The sequence below is a fragment of the Nemorincola caseinilytica genome (assembly GCF_039540515.1).
Classification (GTDB): domain Bacteria; phylum Bacteroidota; class Bacteroidia; order Chitinophagales; family Chitinophagaceae; genus Nemorincola; species Nemorincola caseinilytica.
In genome coordinates, this window is sequence record NZ_BAABFA010000011.1 from 39,922 (window position 1) to 61,038 (window position 21,117).

Annotated in this window: 18 protein-coding genes; 9 read left to right on the forward strand and 9 right to left on the reverse strand. The window is 52.3% G+C overall.

Annotated features, from left to right (window positions below; translation table 11 throughout):
• Positions 1–263: 263 nt before the first annotated feature.
• The 7 genes from fbp to ABD843_RS09460 all read left to right on the forward strand — a co-directional run bounded on the left by fbp (position 264) and on the right by ABD843_RS09460 (position 9,008).
• Positions 264–1,289 (forward strand): class 1 fructose-bisphosphatase, encoded by a 1,026-nt coding sequence (fbp, locus tag ABD843_RS09430; RefSeq protein ID WP_345082045.1) that lies wholly within the window; start codon positions 264–266, stop codon positions 1,287–1,289.
• A gap of 92 nt (positions 1,290–1,381) precedes the next feature.
• Positions 1,382–2,635: a M16 family metallopeptidase gene (locus ABD843_RS09435; protein ID WP_345082048.1), complete on the forward strand. Its 1,254-nt coding sequence runs from the start codon at positions 1,382–1,384 to the stop codon at positions 2,633–2,635.
• Complete coding sequence (locus ABD843_RS09440) at positions 2,635–3,603, forward strand: NAD(P)H-dependent flavin oxidoreductase (protein ID WP_345082051.1); 969 nt, start codon at positions 2,635–2,637, stop codon at positions 3,601–3,603. Before ABD843_RS09435 ends, ABD843_RS09440 begins: the two co-directional genes overlap by 1 nt.
• Before the next feature lie 175 nt (positions 3,604–3,778).
• On the forward strand, positions 3,779–6,535 hold the full coding sequence (locus ABD843_RS09445; protein WP_345082054.1) for a LamG-like jellyroll fold domain-containing protein: 2,757 nt from the start codon (positions 3,779–3,781) through the stop codon (positions 6,533–6,535).
• Between the two features lie 262 nt (positions 6,536–6,797).
• A complete protein-coding gene (locus tag ABD843_RS09450) occupies positions 6,798–7,100 on the forward strand; it encodes a hypothetical protein (RefSeq protein WP_345082056.1) in 303 nt (100 codons plus the stop codon).
• A 69-nt stretch (positions 7,101–7,169) separates the two neighbouring features.
• Positions 7,170–8,438, forward strand: a complete 1,269-nt coding sequence (locus ABD843_RS09455) for a DUF2851 family protein (protein WP_345082058.1) — start codon at positions 7,170–7,172, stop codon at positions 8,436–8,438.
• A gap of 39 nt (positions 8,439–8,477) precedes the next feature.
• Positions 8,478–9,008 carry a hypothetical protein gene (locus ABD843_RS09460; RefSeq protein ID WP_345082061.1) on the forward strand — a complete coding sequence of 177 codons (531 nt, stop codon included), beginning with the start codon at positions 8,478–8,480 and terminating at the stop codon, positions 9,006–9,008.
• Between the two features lie 4 nt (positions 9,009–9,012).
• On the opposite strand, the gene ABD843_RS09465 is transcribed toward ABD843_RS09460, so the two are convergent.
• From ABD843_RS09465 to ABD843_RS09480, 4 genes are all read right to left on the reverse strand, one after another.
• Positions 9,013–9,885, reverse strand: coding sequence for an OmpA family protein (locus tag ABD843_RS09465; RefSeq protein WP_345082064.1), 873 nt, complete (start codon positions 9,883–9,885; stop codon positions 9,013–9,015).
• A 76-nt stretch (positions 9,886–9,961) separates the two neighbouring features.
• Complete coding sequence (locus tag ABD843_RS09470) at positions 9,962–10,600, reverse strand: trimeric intracellular cation channel family protein (RefSeq protein ID WP_345082067.1); 639 nt, start codon at positions 10,598–10,600, stop codon at positions 9,962–9,964.
• Positions 10,578–10,952, reverse strand: a complete 375-nt coding sequence (locus tag ABD843_RS09475) for a hypothetical protein (RefSeq protein ID WP_345082070.1) — start codon at positions 10,950–10,952, stop codon at positions 10,578–10,580. Before ABD843_RS09475 ends, ABD843_RS09470 begins: the two co-directional genes overlap by 23 nt.
• A 368-nt stretch (positions 10,953–11,320) precedes the next feature.
• Complete coding sequence (locus ABD843_RS09480; protein ID WP_345082073.1) at positions 11,321–11,755, reverse strand: hypothetical protein; 435 nt, start codon at positions 11,753–11,755, stop codon at positions 11,321–11,323.
• Positions 11,756–11,892: 137 nt separating this feature from the next.
• On the opposite strand from ABD843_RS09480, the gene ABD843_RS09485 reads away from it, so the two are divergent.
• Together ABD843_RS09485 and ABD843_RS09490 are read left to right on the forward strand one after the other, a co-directional pair.
• Positions 11,893–13,155 (forward strand): prolipoprotein diacylglyceryl transferase, encoded by a 1,263-nt coding sequence (locus tag ABD843_RS09485; RefSeq protein WP_345082076.1) that lies wholly within the window; start codon positions 11,893–11,895, stop codon positions 13,153–13,155.
• 58 nt (positions 13,156–13,213) lie between these two features.
• Positions 13,214–15,412 carry a B12-binding domain-containing radical SAM protein gene (locus tag ABD843_RS09490; protein WP_345082079.1) on the forward strand — a complete coding sequence of 733 codons (2,199 nt, stop codon included), beginning with the start codon at positions 13,214–13,216 and terminating at the stop codon, positions 15,410–15,412.
• Positions 15,413–15,436: 24 nt separating this feature from the next.
• On the opposite strand, the gene ABD843_RS09495 is transcribed toward ABD843_RS09490, so the two are convergent.
• The 5 genes from ABD843_RS09495 to ABD843_RS09510 form a co-directional block, all read right to left on the reverse strand.
• Entirely contained in the window at positions 15,437–16,594 is a 1,158-nt protein-coding gene (locus ABD843_RS09495) for a redoxin domain-containing protein (protein ID WP_345082082.1), read from the reverse strand.
• Between the two features lie 243 nt (positions 16,595–16,837).
• Positions 16,838–17,833, reverse strand: a complete 996-nt coding sequence (gene recA, locus ABD843_RS09500; RefSeq protein WP_345082085.1) for a recombinase RecA — start codon at positions 17,831–17,833, stop codon at positions 16,838–16,840.
• 133 nt (positions 17,834–17,966) lie between these two features.
• Positions 17,967–18,374, reverse strand: a complete 408-nt coding sequence (locus tag ABD843_RS16410; RefSeq protein WP_425575720.1) for a PIN domain-containing protein — start codon at positions 18,372–18,374, stop codon at positions 17,967–17,969.
• Between the two features lie 251 nt (positions 18,375–18,625).
• Complete coding sequence (hflX, locus tag ABD843_RS09505; protein WP_345082088.1) at positions 18,626–19,813, reverse strand: GTPase HflX; 1,188 nt, start codon at positions 19,811–19,813, stop codon at positions 18,626–18,628.
• Between the two features lie 61 nt (positions 19,814–19,874).
• Positions 19,875–21,080: a glycosyltransferase family 39 protein gene (locus ABD843_RS09510; protein ID WP_345082091.1), complete on the reverse strand. Its 1,206-nt coding sequence runs from the start codon at positions 21,078–21,080 to the stop codon at positions 19,875–19,877.
• Between the last annotated feature and the right edge of the window lie 37 nt (positions 21,081–21,117).

Below are 21,117 nucleotides of genomic sequence, written 5' to 3' on the forward strand. Positions count from 1 at the left end.
ACAAATAATGGGAAATTAGGCATATGTATTATTGAATGGTTAATGCAAATGGTTCTGAGGATGAATAATGATATTCCGAACATGTAATATCTGTTTGCCGGGCAGTATGGTTATCCCCGTGTTCTATAAGCTATAAGTTTCATTAATTAATATGTATATACATGCATGTACTAATGCAAGGCCGGCGCTGTGGCATGTTATAAAAAAACGGGTACTTTGAAGGCAAGGCAGTAATTTTGGAGGTGTAAAACAATTATAAAGCAATGTCGCAGAGCAAATTGATAACCATGGATGAGTTCACCATCCAGGAAACACGGAAATTCCCCCAGGCCACAGGAGACCTGTCCGCACTACTGAGAGATATAGGTCTTGCCGGCAAGATCATCAACAAGCAGGTACGCAAGGCCGGGCTTGTAGATATACTGGGCCAGCATGGCGCTACCAATGTGCAGGGCGAGGAGCAGATGAAGCTGGACGTGTATGCGAACGACACCCTTATAAATATACTGAAGAACTGTACCGAGTGTGCAGGTATAGCATCGGAAGAGAACGACGACCATATGTCTTATGAGGATACATTCTCGTTCAACTCGAAATATGTAGTGCTTTTCGACCCGCTGGATGGCTCTTCCAATATAGATGTGAATGCATCTATAGGTACCATATTCGCCATATACCGCCGCGTGAGCGAGCTGGGCAAGCCCTGTACCCAGGCCGATTTTCTGCAGCAGGGCCGCAACCTGGTGGCCGCCGGTTATATCATATACGGATCGAGCACGATGATGGTGTATGCCACACGCCTGGGCGTGAACGGCTTCACGCTGGAGCCATCGATAGGCGAGTTCTGCCTGTCGCACCCCAATATGAAGTGCCCTGAAAAAGGCAAGATCTATTCTATAAACCAGGGCAACAGCGTGAAGTATGACGATGGTATGCTCTCTTACCTGAGCTACTGCATGGAGAGCAATAAGGAAGAAGGCCGCCCCTACTCGCAGCGCTACATAGGCTCTATGGTGGCAGATATGCACCGCACACTTATAAAAGGTGGTATCTTCATATACCCCGGCGACAAGGGTGCGCCTAATGGCAAGCTGAGGCTGCAGTACGAATGCAACCCCATGGCCTTCATCATAGAGGCCGCAGGTGGCCGCGCCGTGAACGGCAATGGCGAGAACATACTGGACATTCGTCCCACAGAGCTGCACCAGCGTGTGCCGGTGTTCATAGGCTCAAAGAACATGGTAGATAAGGCCATGGAATTCGTAAAGACCAAAGAGACCGTAGCCTGATAGGGTAGGGTACTAAATATATATACATACCTGCCCTTGGCAGGTGCCACAGGCCGCTCCCCGAGCGGCCTGTATGAACTAAAGGAGATATTATGCTGCAATTCGAACGATCTGTATTGAACAATGGCCTGCGTGTGCTGGTGCATAAAGATACATCTACACCCATGGTGGCCGTGAACGTGCTGTACGATGTAGGCGCGCGCGATGAGGAGGCCGGCCGTACAGGTTTTGCCCACCTTTTCGAGCACCTGATGTTCGGCGGAAGCGTGAACATACCCGAGTATGACGAGCCGCTGCAGATGGCAGGTGGCGAGAACAATGCCTATACCACCAACGACCTCACCAATTACTACATTCAGCTACCGCTGCAGAACATAGAAACGGCCTTCTGGCTGGAGAGCGACCGCATGCTGTCGCTGGCCTTCAGCGAGAAGAGCCTGGACGTGCAGCGCAAGGTAGTGTGCGAGGAGTTCAAGGAGCATTACCTGAACAAGCCCTATGGCGATGCCTGGCACCTGCTGCGCAAGCTGTCTTACAAAAAGCATCCTTACCGCTGGCCTACCATAGGCGAAGACCTGCAGCAGATAGAGACCGCGCAACTGGAAGATGTGCGCAATTTCTTCTTCAAGCATTATACCCCCGCCAATGCCATACTGTGCGTGGCAGGGAATGTGACCACAGAGCAGGTGATGGCGCTGGCCGAGAAGTGGTTCGGCAATATACCAGCGGGCAAGCGATATGTAAGGGCCGTACCTACAGAGCCCCGCCAGGAAGAGGCGCGCATGCAGGAGGTGTCCGCCGATGTGCCGCTGGATGCCCTCTACAAGGCATGGCACATGGCCGGGCGCGGCTCTGATACCTACTATGCCGCCGACCTCATAACCGAGATAATGGGCAGCGGCATGTCATCGCGGCTGTACACGCGGCTGGTGAAGGAAGAACAGCTTTTCAGCAGCATCAGTTGCTACCATGTGGGCAGTATAGACCCCGGGCTGCTGGTGATAGAGGGCAAGGTGGTAGCGGGCCGTACCATAGAAGAGGCCAATGCCGCCGTAGAGCGCGAAGTGGCGCTGCTGGTGCAGGATGGGGTGACGGACATGGAGCTGGAGAAATCGAAGAACAAGATAGAGTCCCTGATGACCTTTGAGGAGATGGGCCTGCTGAACCGGGCCGAGAACCTGGCCTTCTACGAGCTGCTGGGCGATGCTGCCCTCATCAATAAGGTGTGGGACGACTATAACGCTGTTACTACCGGGCTGCTGCAGCGCACCGCTGCCCACATCTTCAGGCCCGGCAACAGCAATACACTATTTTACAGGAAGAATACCGATACGCAGATCAGCTAATGACAAAAATCACCGATACGGGTTTCGACAACCGTATAACAAGACTCTTCGGGGTGCGATACCCCATAGTGCAGGGAGGTATGATATGGGCCGCAGGCTGGCGGCTGGCATCGGCCGTGAGCAATGCCGGCGGGCTGGGCATGCTGGGCGCCGGCAGCATGTACCCCGATGTGCTACGGGAACACATAAACAAATGTAAGCAGGCCACAGACAAACCCTTTGCGGTGAACCTGCCCCTGCTGTACCCATCTATAGAGGAGCATGTAAAGACCATACTGGAAGAGAAGGTACCTATAGTGTTCACCTCGGCGGGCAATCCTAAAACATGGACACAAACACTGCGTTCGCACGGCATAAAAGTGGTGCATGTGGTTTCGAGCGCCAAATTCGCGCTGAAGAGCCAGGACGCAGGTGTGGATGCCGTAGTGGCCGAGGGTTTTGAGGCAGGTGGCCATAATGGCCGCGAGGAGACCACCACTCTGTGCCTGATACCCGCGGTACGCCAGGCGGTGCATATACCCCTTATAGCTGCAGGTGGCATAGCTACCGGCAGGGCCATGTATGCTACCATGGCGCTGGGCGCCGAGGGGGTGCAGATGGGCAGCCGCTTCGTATGCACGCCGGAGGCATCGAGCCACATGGCCTTCAAAGAGCGTATAGTGGCAGCGGGCGAGGGCGATACCATGCTGGCGCTGAAGAAGCTGACCCCCGTGCGCCTGATAAAGAACGACTTTTACCGCCAGGTAGAGCTGGCCGAGCAGGCAGGCGCTACCGATGCCTCCCTGAACGAGCTGCTGGGGCGCGGACGGGCAAAAAAAGGCATGTTCGAGGGAGATATGGCCATGGGCGAGCTGGAGATAGGGCAGGTGAGTGGCATCATCAACGACATAATACCTGCGGCACAGGTGGTAGATAACGTTTGGAACGAGTTCGTAGCGGCGCATAAGGCGCCGTTCTATGAATTATGAAATTAAATATTTTGTACGCCGCCAACATTGATGTTACTTTCGTCGTCTGTGAGTGTGTAGATAGTCATAAGTGTATGTTGCACAATTTGAAATGTGTGCAGCTAAATAAACTTTTGACTGTCGGCGTCTTTTGATATATTTGTATATTGTTTTTGTCCTTAGCTCATAATATTTTATGAAAAGACATTTATTTGCCCTGTTATTGATATTGGGAGTATATGGTGCGTTCGCGCAGGCGACAGCTCCCAAGCCTCGTTTTCCGGATAATACCTCGCTGGACCAGTGGTGGCCCTTTTGCAGCGCCACAGACCTGCTGGACCGTACCTTTACCGGTTTCGACCTGATAGGGTCGTCCGTAACCCCTACATCCGACCGTTTCCTTGTACCCAACAGGGCATACGAGTTCAATGGTTTCAACAGTGAGCTGCACTATACCACCACCCTTATCATACCCATGTTCGGTATAGCAGACTTTACCTACTCATGTCACATATTCCCTACTGCTGCGCAGCATGCCATCATCATGTATAATGGCGATCCGTCGAACGATGGCCTGGGCCTTATAATGACCAATGCCGCAGGTACCGGCGCCGGTACACAGATAGGCATTCTCTTTGGTGGCCTTACTACATATGTGCCCGCAGGCTCTACCGTTACCCTGGGGCAATGGCACCACCTGGTACTGAAGAGGAATGGTAACAGCTATATGCTTTATATAGACGGTACTTTTGTAGGTCCGGCCTACATTCCGGCAGGTTTCCCTGCCAGCGGCTATAATACACCTACTACTGTGTTCCAGCTGGGTCTGGACCTTACTGCCGGGGACAAGGCCTTCTCGGGCAAGATAGATGATGTGGCCACATACAGCAGGCAGCTATCGAACCTGGAAATAATGGCGCTTTATAATTTCGATCCCAATATCGTTTTCACCCTGGGCCCCGATACTGCTATATGCCCCAATGCCATACTGATAGGCGGCGCGCGCGATACCACCAGGCTGGATACCGTTCAGTACCCCAACTATGAAGTGAACTCTACTTATGGTTTCGATTATACATGGTCCAATGGCGATACGGTGAGCACCAGGCAGAACATCACCTTCCCTACTACACCCGTGCCACCTACCATACGCACCCTTACACTCAGCCGCAGGTATTCATGCCCGGCATCCAGTACCATACGCATCACGCACATCATACCTACGGTATACATAGGCCCCGACACTTCTATGTGCGATGGCGAATCTTTCCTGCTGAACCCCACACCCGGTACCGGGCTGATGAGGTACCTGTGGAATACAGGCGCTACCGTACCGTCTATAATAGCCGATACCACGGCCAGCTACTGGCTGCGGGTAGATAGCCTGGTGCCCTTCGTGAACCCAATAACCAACCTCAATGATACCACGCATTGTATAGGTACCGATACCGCACATGTGACCGTGACGCCCGAGATATTTGTGCATGTGGCAGAGTTCGATACCTCGTGCGATGGTACTCCTATCATACTGTACTCTTATGACGATACTGCCTATACGGCCCCCACATATTCCTGGGACGATGGTATCAATCCACCGGTGCTCACCCCGTCGCTGACGGTGACCACAAGTGGTGTATACACACTAACGGTGACGGATGGGGCATGTATACGATCGGACGTCTCTACCATCACTATCGTGAATGTGGCCACTACCGTACTATCGAACGATACGGCCATATGTAAGGGGGCATCGGTGCTGGCCAATGCCACGGGTACGCCGGGTGTACAGTACCAATGGACGCCATCGGCGGGTATAGCGGTCTCCAATATACCTACGCCTACCATCATCCCCGATACCTCGGCATGGTATGTGGTGACGGCCACCATATTGGACCCTGTATCGGGCGGGTTGCTGAATTGTGCCTCGCGCGACTCGTTCTTCATAGATGTGCAGCCGAACCCGACAGTGAAAATGGGAGGCAACCGTATGGTATGCCAGTACGACTCCATACGCATCAGTCCGATAGTAACGCCTTATTGGTATACGAATTATATCTACGACTGGACACCGGGTAGATACCTCGATGATTCTACTACATCTACAGTTATCTTCACCGCGGGCGATACCACCAAGCTGATATTGGTAGTGTCTACACCTGCCGGTTGCAAAAGCTCCGATTCGGCCATCATATACACCTTCAATGGCGACTTTATGACCATGGCCTCCGATACGGCGTTGTGCCCGGGAGACTCTGTACTTATTGGTGCTATATCTTCCGAGCCGGGTGTTACCAGCTATAGCTGGCAGCCGCCTACCTATGTCAATTACCCGGAAGCCACTACACCTATCACCATCAAGCCTATCAACAGTATCAATTACAAGCTCATAGGTACCAGTATGTATGGGTGTAGAGATACGCTTACCTATTCTATAAAGGTATTCCCGGCCGCCGTCGTCACGCTGGAAGATTCTGTCTCCATAAACCCGGGAGCATCTTACAACATAGAACCTATTACTAACTGTACTTACTTCTCGTGGTTCCCGCCTACGGGTCTTGATGATACTACCGCATCTACGCCTGTAGCCACGCCACCGGTAAGTACCCGATATGTGCTCACCGCCAGAACACAGGACAACTGTATCACAAAAGACTCCATCAGCATACGCCTCAATGATAACGCTATAATAGGAGTGCCCAACGCCTTTACCCCCGGTGGCGATAAGTACAATGTACTGAATGTGGCGCTGAAGGGTGTGGCCAGGCTCAGGTACTTCAGGATATACGACCGCTGGGGTAAGGTGGTATACGAAAGCAGGGACATCAATGCGGGTTGGGATGGCACCATAGGTGGTACGCCACAACCAATGGGCGTATATGTGTATGAGGTAGAGGCCATTACCGATAGAGGCAAGATATTGCACAAGCAAGGCAACGTGACACTGCTGCGCTAATAGTCATTTGTCATACCAAAAGAGGCCTGCCGTGAATACGGCAGGCCTCTTTGTATATACCTGCTATCCCCTGTTCTTTTAACGTTTGGATAATATGCACTATGTTATGTTAATGTAAATGTCGATAATTAATATTTCTTAATTATTGTTAATGTTCCATGCAATGCCGTTCGTGGTATATAAATTGCGGCAGATTTAAGAGAGTTACATGCTCTACACCCCCTTAGTAGAAACGGTAATTATGTAACATAAACAGTAACGTATGTTCACAGAATACCTTAACCTCATCAAGAACGATTTTGTACTGCTGAGCTTTATCACATTTGCTGTCCTCTATCTTGTATACATGGTGGTGATAAAGATGCATGTAGCCAAGTATGAACGCAAGAACAGCAAGCCTCCTATGCATTACAAGATGTTCAGGCTATACAGCAAGAACCTTGTGAACAATGCACCCTCCAAGAAGGAGAAGCAGTTCTATATAGCTACCAACAAGATAACCTGGTTCTTTAATACGCTTACTCTTGTCTTTTTCGTTGCCTACCTCATCATAGTGTTCAGGTAAAATGTGGATATAACTGTTGGCGCAGTATGTTTCGATCATATATATTTACATATGGCCGATAGCCCCATTATGAACGAAGCCCTCCTGTTATTTATCTGGCAGCACAGCCTTTATGATACTGTAGCGCTGCGCACTGCCGCCGGCGAACCACTGACCGTAATAGCGCCCGGCCGGGTGAACACCAATGCAGGCCCCGACCTTTCGGATGCTAAGATAAAGGTGGGCGATACCATACTTGTAGGCAATGTAGAGCTGCATGTGCGCACCAGCGACTGGTACAAACATGGCCACCAGCACGATGCCGCTTACCGCAGCCTGGCCCTGCATGTGGTGTACGAGCACGATGCACCTGCCATAGGCGGCAACATTCCCACACTGGAGCTAAAGGATCATATACCTGCCGGTATGATAGCCCGGTACTCTGGCCTGATGACGGGGCCCGGAAAGCTGCCATGCGGCACACAGCATAGCATAGTAAGGGACATAACAAAAGAAGGCTGGATGAGCCGCCTGCTGGCCGAACGCTGGGAGCAGAAGCTGGCCGAATGGGATGTGATGCTATCGGACTCGGCCGATGACTGGCGCAACCTGCTGTACTGGCGTATGGCGGCCAACTTTGGCTTCAAGACGAACGCCACTCCCTTCCTGATGCTGGCGCGGTCGCTGCCGCTGAATGTGGCCACCCGCCACAAGGACGACCTGATGCAACTGGAAGCTCTCTTCTTTGGCCAGGCGGGTATGCTGGATGGCGACTTTACCGACGATCATCCGCGCACGCTGCAGCGTGAATATGAATACCTGCGTAAGAAGTACAAGCTACACCCCATACCGGCAGAACTGTGGAAATTCATGCGCATGCGGCCGGTGAACTTTCCCTCTGTGCGCATAGCGCAGTTCGCGGCGCTGGTACACAGGTCGGTACACCTGTTCTCGCAGGTGATAGAAAGCCATACCGTGGCCGATATACGCACCCTGCTGGATGTAAAGGCGGGCGAATACTGGGATACGCATTACCGTTTCGATGTGCCGCAGGACAAGCCATCGGTAAAGACCCTGGGCAAGACATCTGTAGAGAACATCATCATCAACACCATAGCGCCCATACAGTTCCTGTACGCGGCACGGCAGGGTACGGCGGCCTTGCAGGAGCGCTCGCTGCAGCTATTGGAGAGCGTACCTGCCGAGCAGAACCACATAACTGCCCTGTGGGAAGAGAACAACTGGACCGTGCAAAATGCGGCAGGCTCGCAGGCGCTCATACAACTGTACAACAACTATTGCAGCCGTAAGCGCTGCCTCGACTGTACCATTGGCCTCGGCATCATGCGCCGCAAATAGTGTTTACCAACCATTAACATTACATGTACGTACCTTTGTATGATGCAAGTACATGAAATAGCAGAAATGATACCTGCGGGGTTCCCCGACAACGCGCGTGTATGGGTGTACCAGTGCAGCAGGGCATTCATAGAAAAGGAGGCAAGAGAAGTGAATGAGCAACTGCACCATTTCTATGCCGGCTGGCAAACGCATGGCAGCCCCGTAAAGGGCTGGGCCGGCCTGCTGTTCAGGCAGTTCGTGGTAGTGATAGCCGACGAAACGGACGAGCAGGTGAGCGGCTGCAGTACAGATAGCTCGGTGCGCGTTATAAAAAGCCTTGAGCGGCAGTATAATGTCAATTTCTTCGACCGCATGATGATCACTTTCCTGGTAAAGGGAAAGGCAGAGATGCTACCCTTTGCACAGGTGCAGTATGCTATAGAAAAGGGCTATATAACGCCCGATACCATGCTTTTCAACAATGTAGTGACCAACAAAAAAGAACTGTATACCAAATGGATGGTGCCGCTAAAAGATAGCTGGCTGGCCGGTAGGGTATCGTTCGGCAACGTGCCTGCCCAGAGGTAAGAGACTAGTTCTCCATTATGCGTATCTCTACGCGCCTGTTCTTATCGGCATCTTCTTCGGTCTGCTCGTTGGCTATCACAGGTCTGCGCCTGCCAAAGCCTACATAGCTGAGGCGATCGGCCTCTATACCCTTGTCCACAAGGTATTTGTATATGGCCTTGGCCCTGTTCACTGATAGGAATGGCTCGTAAGTATCTATATCCAGCGCATCGGGCGCATCGCGTATACAGCATACATGGCCCTCTATGCTTATCTTCATTTTGGGGTTGTTCTTCAGCACTGTATACAGTTTCTCCAGCGTCTCTTTCGATTCTTGCTTCATCACATGCCTGTCGGCAGGGAAGTACACATTGTTCAGCTTGAAGACCGAGCCCACCCGCAGCGCTTTCATATCATCTATATCGGTCACTGTTACGCGGCGTATGGTATCTTTTTTGCCCGGCTTGGGTTTGGGCGCATTGTGTACGGTGGCGCTGCGGTTGTTCACCACAATGTCCACCCTGCGGTCTGTGGGCGATCCGTCCTGTCCGTTCATGTCCTTCCTGTTCACCTTGCCGCGGCCTACACATAGCGTTATGTCCTTTTCGTTCATGCTGCCATACTTCACCAGGTAGTCCTTCACGCCCTGTGCGCGCTTCATAGACAGGTCCTGGTTGTAGGTCTCGGTGCCCAGGTAGTCGGCATAGCCTACTATGGTCACTTTACTGCCGCTGATTATCTTGTCGTTGTATATGAGCAGGTCTATCTTCTTCTGCATCTTCTCGTTGAGCGTGGGTACGTCCAGGTCGAAGTATAGCTTGAAGGTATCTGTGGCCCTTTGGGCGAACACAGGGCTTATGAAAAAGATGGAAGCTATATATAGTACTATTCTATACATGACGAAGCAAAAGGAAGTATAAAGTAACAGAATTTTTCGATAGAACGTATGTCTTTTTAGCGGGGCAAATTCATTTTCACCCTCCATCATCGGTCTCGGGCACCTTTTCGCGCTTGAACTGGGGGAGTGATAACCTGTATTTCACCGCCACCACCCTGATGCCGAATATGACCGATACCGATACCAGCAGGCACATGTTCCGGCTCAGGTCCATGGTGTTCAGCGCCAGGTATACCAGCGCACCTGCCAGGCAGGCCGATGCATATATCTCTTTGCGGAAGATGACCGGTATCTCGTTCGTAAGCACATCGCGCATCACCCCGCCCATAATGGCCGAGAACATACCCATGATGGCCGCTATAAAGGGCGCCACATGGTAGGCCAGCGCCTTTTCGGTGCCCAGAATGGTGAACATGGCTATGCCCAGGCTGTCGAAGATGAAGAGTGTTTTGCGCAGCCGCAGCAGCACATTGAAGAAAAGACTGGTGAACACGATACCGGCTATGATGACGTAGATACGCTTTTCATCGGCCACCCACGACAGGGGGTAGCTGCCCAGCAGTATATCGCGTATGCTACCGCCCCCTATAGATGTGATGAAACCTATGAACGTGACCCCGAACCAATCGGGCTTCGACTTTTTATTGGCCGCTATCGCGCCCGATATGGCAAAGAGCCCTGTGCCGGTAAGCTCAAGCAAGTACTGTATCTGCATGGTAAGATGTGTTTTTAATGGTCTCGCTCCTGTTGATGAAAATGAAATAGCCCGTGCATATGGTAATGGTCTGCCGTTTGCTGGTGCGGGTGATGTATACCTGCACCTGTAGCTGCCGCCTGCCGGTAAGGGTGTATAGTGATGTTATTCTCAGGTTGTCGCCTAGTATGGCTTTGCCGGTGAGGTCCATGCTGTAGTGGCGCGCACGTATGTGCGAAAGCCCGCTGATACCGAAAGCCTCCATGATGGTGACATCATTGGTGCGGGCCACCATCTGCAGCATATTGCAGGTGGTGTATATGCCTTGTTCGTCCACGTCGTTGCTGCCCACACTTACTGTGTCGGTGCGCATGTGTTGTGTATATAGCTGTTCCATTTTGTTCGTTGTGTTTTGTGAAAGGTGATGTTGAAAAAAAGCCCCGCCAACTGATGTTGCGGGGCTATTACACTATGGTAAAAGACATCTCCTCAACATCGGGCCCGGGAGCTGATGCAGCAGCAGAAATGCTTCTTCGTATGTATGGCTATCAGTATCATAAATGGTCTTAAAACAAAATATCCTTCAGCGGGGGCTGAAGGATACACAAATGCGGTCATTGCTCCGTCCTTCAGCAGGTGCGTAGTGTATGGCAGCATTTATGTTTCAGTGTCATCATTGCAGCACAAAGGTGATGAAGAAAACGGGAAACGCAAAAATATTTTTTTGTACGGCAGTATAGGCTAGTTGAAATAGTTCACCACGGGCGGCCTGTGGCGCTCTACCATCATGGGGTTCTCCATCTTGCGCACCCATGGCCTGCCGCCATAGCCGCGGCGCATAGAGTAAGTGAAGTAATATGCATAGGTCTTGCCCGCCGCCATATTCACCTTGAAGAACACCTCATCGAAACGGGATGTGCCCACACTCATCAGGTATTCGCCGGGCGGCAGGTAGCACGATATATACCTGCGTGGGCCCACCGTACCTACGAACTTGCCATTGGCAAATATCTTGGTGCCTACGGCAAACCCCACTATGCCCTTGCGGTAAATGATGAGGCGGGCATCATCTCTTTCTACTTTTTTGTTGCTCTCTACCTGGTAGGTAGCAACGCAGGAGGGCAGCAGCGTGGTAGCCAGTAATGCGAATAAGAGGATGAAGAGCCTGTGGCGCATAACGAGGAATGATATGACGTATTAACGTCATCGCCGTGTATTTAGTATATGCGTAGTGGCGGTTTTGTGTTTTTATTGGCTTTTTCATCACCGGACCTACTTGGGCCGCTTACCGCATTTCGCTTACTTTTACACCCATGTATCCCGATTTCAAGTACCTCTTACAGTCCCTTACGGGCATAGAGATGCCCGAGTGGCTGAGCCTCTTCAAAACATTCGGCTTCCTGGTGGCCATGTCGTTCCTGGGGGCGGCATGGGCCACGGCCAGCGAGCTGAAGCGAAAGGCCAAGCTGGGACTGCTGCATGCCGAGATACGCACTATAGAGGTAGGCAGACCTGCCAGCATGGCCGAGCTGGCCATGTCGGCGCTTACGGGGTTCATCATCGGGTTCAAGATAGGGGGTATGTTCGGCAACTTCGCCGAGATATCGCCCGATCCTATGGGCTACCTTTTCTCTGCCAAGGGCAACCTGCTGGCTGGCCTTGTGGTAGCAGCCATAATGGCTTATACGCGCTATGCCGAGAAGAAGAAGCAACAACTGCCCGAGCCCGAGATGCGCAAGGTATCGGTATACCCGCACGAGCTCATTACCGAAATAGTGGTGGTAGCGGCAGTGGCCGGCCTCATAGGCGCCAAGGTGTTCAATGCGCTGGAGACATGGGAAGACTTCGTGGAGGATCCCATACGCAGCCTTACCTCATCGGCGGGGCTCACCTTCCTGGGCGGGCTCATAATGGCCACAGCGGCTTTCTGGTTCTATACGCGCAAGCACAATATACCCTTCAAGCATATGTGCGATGCTGCTGCGCCGGGCATCATGCTGGCCTATGGTGTGGGTAGGCTGGGCTGCCAGTTCTCTGGCGATGGCGATTGGGGCATCTTCAATACCGCCTATGTAGCCAACCCCGATGGAAGTATGCGTGTGTCTACCGCTGCCGATGGCGAAATGATAACCCACATGATAGGCAAGGCCGAACATGCACACGCTGCAGCGCCATCGTGGCTGCCCGACTGGCTCTATGGTATGACCTACCCGCACAATGTGGGCCATGAGGGTATGGCCATAAAAGACTGTGTGGGCGAGTACTGCAATGTGCTGCCGGTGAGTGTTTTCCCTACGCCCATATACGAGTTCGTGGCCGGGGTAACGCTGTTCTTTATCATGTGGGCGCTGCGCCACAGGCTGAAGGGTACGCTGCAGATGTTCGGTATATACCTGGTGTTCGCAGGGGTGGAACGCTTCCTGGTAGAGCTGGTGCGTGTGAACTATAAATACGACCTTGGCTTCATTCATCCCAGCCAGGCCGAGATAATATCGGTACTCATGGTGATAGTGGGCAGCTACCTGCTGTTCTTTTACAAAGACAAGGACCAGCAGCATACTGCGGCCATTGCATAAATGCACTTTCGCAGCGCTTGTTTATTTCAGGTAATTTTGCACAAAAACCTCCTGTACTTTGGGTGTTAAAGTATTTCTTGCTACTCCGCCGTTCACGCAGCTCAATACGCCCTACCCGGCCACAGCTTACCTGAAGGGTTTCCTGAATACAAGAGGCATACCTGCCGCCCATGCCGACCTGGGTATAGAGGCCACTCTGGCGCTCTACAGCAAGGGAGGCCTGCAGCAGCTTTTCGGCCATATAGCCGCAAATGGCGGCGAGCTATCGGAGAATGCGCGGCGCATGGTAGCCCTGCAGCAGGAGTACATAGATACCATAGACAGCACCATACTTTTTTTGCAGGGCAAAGACCCTACACTGGCGCACCGCATCTGTGGCCGCAACTACCTGCCAGAGGCATCGCGCTTTGCACAGACGGCCGACCTGGTGTGGGCCTTCGGAGCCATGGGCATGCAAGACCATGCACGCCACCTGGCCACCCTGTACCTGGAGGATATAGCCGACCTGGTGCAGGAGTGTGCCGATCCGCACTTTGGCCTCAGCAGGTATGCCGAGCGGCTGGGCCGCAGCGCCAGCACATTCGATGAGCTGTATGCCGAGCTGTGCAAACCTCTTACCTATATAGACAAGATACTGGTGCGACTGTTGCAACAACATATGGACCGCCAGCAGCCTGCTATAGTCGCGCTCTCGGTTCCCTTCCCGGGCAACCTGTATTCGGCATTCCGGTGCGGGCAGTGGGTAAAGCAGAATTGCCCCGGTGTACATGTGGCCATGGGTGGTGGCTTTGCCAATACCGAGCTGCGCTCGCTATCGGATGTGCGCGTGTTCGAGTTCTTCGACTTCATAACGCTGGATGACGGAGAGGCGCCCATAGAGACGCTGGTAGCATATGCCGATGGACAAAAGACCATAGGCGAATTGAAGCGTACACTTACACTGGCAGATGGCAAGGTGGTGTATATGGACAATACAGAAGTGGCCGACTATAAGCAGGGACAGGTAGGCACGCCCGACTATACAGGCCTGCCGCTGGACAGATACATATCGGCCATAGAGGTGGCCAATCCTATGCACAGCCTGTGGAGCGATGGCCGCTGGAACAAACTGACCATGGCGCATGGCTGCTACTGGGGCAAATGTACTTTTTGCGATACTACGCTAGATTACATACAACGCTACGAACCCCTCACTGCCGCTGTGCTCTGCGACCGTATAGAGACCATCATAGAGCAGACGGGACAGACGGGTTTTCACTTTGTAGATGAGGCCGCGCCGCCGGTACTGATGCGCTCGCTGGCGCTGGAGCTCATTCGCAGGAAGATAAACATAACATGGTGGGCAAATGTGCGCTTCGAGAAAGCCTTTACCCGCGACCTCTGCCTGCTGCTGCGGGCATCGGGCTGCATAGCGGTCTCGGGTGGGCTGGAGGTGGCATCGGACAGGTTGCTGGCGCTGATACAGAAGGGCATCACCGTGGCTCAGGTGGCCAGGGTGAACAAACACTTTACCGAGGCGGGTATAATGGTACATGCCTACCTGATGTATGGCTTTCCCACGCAGACCGCGCAGGAGACCATAGATTCTATGGAGATGGTGCGGCAGATGTTCGCCGCAGGTATACTGCGCTCGGGCTTCTGGCACAGGTTCGCTATGACGGCGCACAGCCCGGTGGGTATGTACCCCGACCAGTTCAATGTGCGCAAGGACACGAATGCGATAGGCTCTTTTGCAAACAATGACATCACCTATACCGATCCCACAGGAGGCGATCATGATAGTTTTTCGCAGGGGCTCAAGACATCGCTCTACAACTATATGCATGGCGCCTGCCTCGATCATCCGCTGCATAAGTGGTTCGAGCATAAGACGCCCAAGACCACGGTGCAGCCGGGTTACATAATGGACATCCTCAACGAGCAGGAGTATACACAGGCCCGCGATACGGCCAAGGTAGTATGGCTGGGCAATACGCCTGAGGTAAGCTACTTTACCAAGACCCATAAGGGCGACCAATGGGAAATGTGTTCGCTCACATTCCATGGCAAGCGTGCACCATTTACCATAAAGGTGAGCAAGGAACAGGGTGCGTGGCTGGCAGATATATTGCCAAGGCTGTCTGTACAGCACATGAAGCTGCTGACAATGCAAGAGGTACGCGAGCGCTATGAAGCGGTCTGCACCGACGACTTTGCCCTCTTCTGGGACAATAAACCAATGAATACGATGTACAAAGCAGGATTGCTGGTACTGTAGTGCTCTTCCTGTATATAGATGCTCTTATTGCGTAACGGCGGCGCTGTCCACTATCACGCGCGACAGCATATCTTCCAGCAGTTCGCCACGCAGGTTGCGGGCCACTATCTTGCCGTCAGGCCCCACCAGGAAGTTGCTGGGTATCGATTTTATAGAGTAGATAACGGCAGCATCAGAAGACCAGCCTTTCAGGTCGCTTACCTGTATCCAGGGCAGGCCATCCTCTTTTATGGCACGTTCCCACTTTTCCTTGTCGTGGTCCAGCGACACGGCATAGATGGTAAAGTTGTGGTCTTTATACTTGTTGTATGCGGCCAGCACATTGGGGTTCTCTGCACGGCAGGGGCCGCACCACGATGCCCAGAAATCTACCAGCACATACTTGCCCCGCAGCGACGATAGCGCTATGTTCTCGCCCTCGGGCGTGGTAAGAGTTAGCTCAGGCGCCATTGTACCGGTCTCGGTAGACTGTGGCCTTGCCTGCGGTGCATTGTTCCTCAGGTTCATCTTTGCGAAATAGTCGGCAAAGTCTTTGGTCATGCGTGTACCGGGGAACCTGCGTGCAAGACTTTGGGTGAACGCCTCCAGGAAAACACCCTCGCTCTGTGGGTTCAGTATGCGGGCGGCAAAAATGGCATTGGGTTCGTAGGGTGTGGTATCGGCATAGTTCTCTATTATCTGGGTCAGGTCCTGGTTCATATCCTGGTAGTTCTTCTGCGCCAGGGCCACAAGGCTGTCATTGCCACGGGCGCGCAGGGTGTCCAGTACTATGTTCATGGTATTGAAATCGCGCACCTTCTCGCGGAATATCATCAGGAAGCGCTGCAGGTGATCGGATGCCGGAGAGCCGAATATAGTATATTTCTCTATAGACCTCCAGTCGGAATTGATCTTGATATTACCCTTGTCTATAGAAAGCAGTATGAATTTGTTCTCTTCGAAGTGAAGCCTGTACAGACCGGGCTCGGGCGACATGCCCGAAAGTACGAAATGACCTTCCTCATTGCTGCGGGCGGAATCGACGATAGAAATGATATCGTTGGCGCCCAACTGCTCCAGTACCACCGTTTGCGCCGGCATATTACTGATCTCGCCCGTGATGTTGAACTTGCGGTCACCGCTTTTGCAGGCCGCCAGTAGAGATATCAGTATGTAATAACAGAGTAAACGTTTTGACTTCATCAAGGGATCTTTATGCTGCTAAAAACCGGCGGTTGCAATAATAGTTACAAATTTCATACCGAGATCGCATTCACGGCTGAAATTTCTATCATACACAATTCCCCGAATGGTCAAAATTAGGGCCCCAAATGTCAATAAATACATAAAATTCCCCCGGTGGGACCGGGTACATATAATAAAAGATCCCGGCGCCTGTATGTGCAGGCGCCGGGATCGTATGTGATACAGTAGCGGTACTATGTATTATTCGGGCTGTACCTGCAGGGCCGCCCTTATCTTGCCTTCTATCTCATCGGTCACTTCGGGATTGTCGAAGAGGAACTGCTTCACCGCATCGCGGCCCTGGCCTATCTTGCTGTCGTTGTAGGCGAACCACGAACCGCTCTTCTGCAGTATGCCCAGCTCTACACCCATATCTATTATCTCGCCCACCTTGCTGATACCCTCGCCAAAGATGATGTCGAACTCTACCTGGCGGAAGGGTGGCGCTACCTTGTTCTTCACCACCTTCACACGGGTGCGGTTGCCGCTGGCCACATCGCCATCCTTTATCTGGCTCACGCGGCGTATGTCCAGGCGCACAGAGGCGTAGAACTTGAGGGCATTACCACCGGTGGTGGTCTCGGGGTTGCCGAACATCACACCTATCTTCTCGCGAAGCTGATTGATGAATATGCAGCAGCAGCCCGTACGCGATATGGTGGCCGTGAGCTTGCGCAGGGCCTGGCTCATCAGGCGGGCCTGCAGACCCATTTTGCTTTCACCCATCTCGCCTTCCAGTTCGCCCTTGGGCACCAGTGCGGCCACAGAGTCTATCACTACCACATCTATAGCGCCCGACGAGATGAGACGGTCGGCTATCTCCAGGCCCTGCTCGCCATAGTCGGGCTGGGAAATGATGAGGTTGTCCACGTCCACACCCAGTTTGCGGGCATAGCTGGCATCAAAGGCATGCTCGGCATCTATGATGGCGCATATGCCGCCCTTTTTCTGTGCCTGTGCTATGGTGTGTATGGCTATAGTGGTCTTACCCGAAGATTCTGGTCCATATATCTCTACTATACGGCCGGCAGGGAAGCCGCCTACGCCCAGCGCTATGTCCAGTCCCAGCGATCCGGTGCTGGTCACTTCCATCTGGTCCTTCTGCTTGTCGCCAAGCATCATTACCGAACCCTTGCCATAGTCTTTCTCGATCTTGTCGAGCGTCAGCTTCAATACTTTTAATTTGTCGTCTGCCATTTTATCTTACGTTTTTGAGTACATTATTTAATGGTTCAAAAGTAGCGGAAATATGATACGACTTTCCCGTGAGGGGGTAAAAGATATCCACAATTGGAAATAAGAGGAAGAGAGATAATATGCCAGCGATGGCCTATGAAATGAATGGGTTCACGATTCTGAGCTTCTCATTTATCACAAGACCGTGGTGCATATCTTCCGTTAATAACACTTGGCACTTGCTCTCGAGTGCCGCAGCTACTATGAGGCTGTCCCAATAGCTTAGCTCATATTTCACAGAAAGGTCGAATGCACTAGTGATGGTAGATGAGTAAATATTTACCACTCGGAAGATACTCATCAGATCTCTGCCATGCGCATAAGCCTGATCCTTGTTAAGGCGTAGCTTTCTAAGGCAAACGTTCACATTCTCATTTACTACTTGTGTGCTGATAGTGTAATGAGAAGAAAGCAATGATGTCGCTATTCTTTTCTTTGCCTGATCGTTGGTAAAAAGATAAAGAAGTACATTACTATCAATGAAAGTGTGTTTATCTTTCATTGATCTCGTCCCTATTGAATTTTATCGCTGAAACGGGAAATTCATAACGCGAATAATCTATACTCGGTCCATGATCATCGGGTGCATTCTTCTTGTTGATCGAAGGAATATGCAAAAGAGTTTTGATAGTATCTAACAACGACCTTTTCTGCTCGTTGCCAAGCATTGAGACATACTTTTTTATTTCTGCGTCCAGAGTTGTCATTTGTACAAAAATACGACTTTATAAGCAAGCACTGTTATTTTGCCCATCAATAGAACTGCGTAAGATAAGGATACCGCTCTTCGTACAGCTTCTTCACACGGCTCAGTATGGTGTTGCGCAGGCCGTCTATGTTGCGCCGCTCTGTAGCCGATACGAATATGGCCGAATTGTTGGTGAGCGACTGCCAGCGTGCCTCCAGATCGGTAAGCATTTCCTTCTTTACCGACTCTTCCAGCCAATCATCAAAGGTGTTCTTTTCGTACAGATCCATCTTGTTGAAGATGGTGAGTGTAGGCTTGTCGAAGGCCTTCAGGTCTTGCAGGGTCTTGTTCACCACGCCCATCTGCTCCTCGTAGCCGGGGTGCGATATGTCTACCACATGCAGCAGGCAGTCGGCCTCGCGCACTTCGTCCAGTGTGCTTTTGAAGCTCTCTACCAGGTGGTGCGGCAGCTTGCGTATGAAGCCCACAGTATCACTCAGCAAGAAGGGTGTCTGCTCGTATACCACCTTGCGCGTAGTGGTGTCCAGCGTAGCAAAGAGCTTGTTCTCGGCAAATACATCGGCCTTGCTCAGTATGTTCATCAGGGTGCTCTTGCCTACGTTGGTATAGCCTACCAGGGCTACGCGTATGTAAGTGCCGCGCTCCTTACGCTGGGTCATGGATTGCTTGTCTATCTCGCCCAGGCGCTTGCGCAGCAGGGCTATCTTGTCCTTCACTATACGGCGATCGGTCTCTATCTCGGTTTCGCCCGGGCCGCGACTGCCTATACCGCCACCCTGGCGTTCCAGGTGTTTCCACATACCCTTCAGTCGGGGCAGTATGTACTGGTACTGGGCCAGTTCTACCTGCACCTTGGCCTGTGCCGTCTTGGCGCGGCTGGCAAAAATGTCCAGTATCAGGTCGCTGCGGTCTATGGTGCGTATGCCCGTGGCATCGGTTATATTGCCTATCTGAGAGCCGGTAAGCTCGTCGTCGAATATGATGAGGGTGACGCCGCGCGCCTGTGCGTATTCGCGTATCTCTTCCAGCTTGCCCTTGCCCACAAAGGTCTTGCTGTCGGGGCGGGGCAGCTTCTGCAGAAAGGTCTTTACGGTAGTAGCACCCGCGGTCTCGGCAAGGAAGGCCAGCTCATTCAGGTATTCTTTGGCCAGTGTCTCGGTCTGCTCCTTGTATATGAGGCCTACCAGCACCGCCTTTTCTTCCTGTTGTATCTTATTGTTCTTGTCTAGCAAATCGTGTTGAGTATTTAATTATGCAAATCTATGGAAAGGACAGCAAGGGAATTTATATACTTCATTTCTTGCCTGCTGCAAGTACATTCCCCCTGTTGCGCAGCAGGGCTATGAAGAACATCACAAAACAAAGGAACATAGGCAGCCGTATGAGCGATTGCGATGTGCTCATGCCCATCACATCGCACAGGTGGCTCACCTCGTCAGACCGGTAGAATGCCTTTATAAAGGCCCCGTGTGAGGGGAAGAACGCATATTCGGTGATGTAGGTGAGCGCCACTATGCAATAACCCGCTACCATCATCCTGCGCAGGGCAGGTGTGGCCCGGGTATAGTATACCGGCAGCAGGGGCAGGAACCACAATATATAGGGCGGCGAATAGCCCGGCCCGAAGGTAGGCAGGAACACCAGCAGGATAAGCATGGTAACAAGTACCTGCGCAGGCAGCAGGGATGCCCTGATCCGTACCCGCCATGCGCACAGCAGCATGATGAGCAGCAGCAGCCATGGCGCTATGGCTCCATATGCTTCGTTGCCGCCCTTTACGCCGGCCACGTTCAGCAGGCCGGTGATGCCGTACCAGCCACCCATAGAGCGGTAGCCCAGCACATGCTCGCTCACCCCCGCAGGCGCCAAAGTATATATCACACCCATACCTATGGCAACGGGGGTAAGCAGTAGTACGCTGCCGAAAATATTGGTAGTGATACTACGCCTGCCCACACCTGCCAGCAGCAGGGGCGATAGTATGAGCGGTATGGTCTTGGTGAATATGCCCATACCCAGGCAGAAGCAGGCCGCCAGCCATGTTTCGGCGCTATGGTCCTCGTCATAGCTTATAAGGCAGTAGGCGAACAGCAGTATCCACAGCCCGGCAAACACATCGAAGTTGCAGTGCTGGCAACTGAGCAATATGCTGATGGGGTTGAGCGCAAGAGCAGCTATAAGTACACCCGTAGACGCCGCCTTGAAGAACCGGGTAATAAGCGTGTAGCAAATGGTAGCCGTTACCACCTCTGCCAGTACCAGTGTGGCCTGTATGAGGTGTATGGCCGATACAGAGGTAAGTTTTGCCAGCTTGCCTATACCGAAGAGCACCTGCATCCAGAAGGGTGGCCAGTTGAGCACCGGGGTGTCTTTGTAAGGGTTGCCGCCGGCATCCAGCACATCTATCACATGCAGCCATGCATATAGGTCTTTGGAGTATACCTGCGGCATAAAGGCAATGAAGAGCAGGCGCGCTGCTACCAGCACTGCAAGTATCACAAATAGCCTACCGGTATGGCGAGGTCCTTTCAAAATA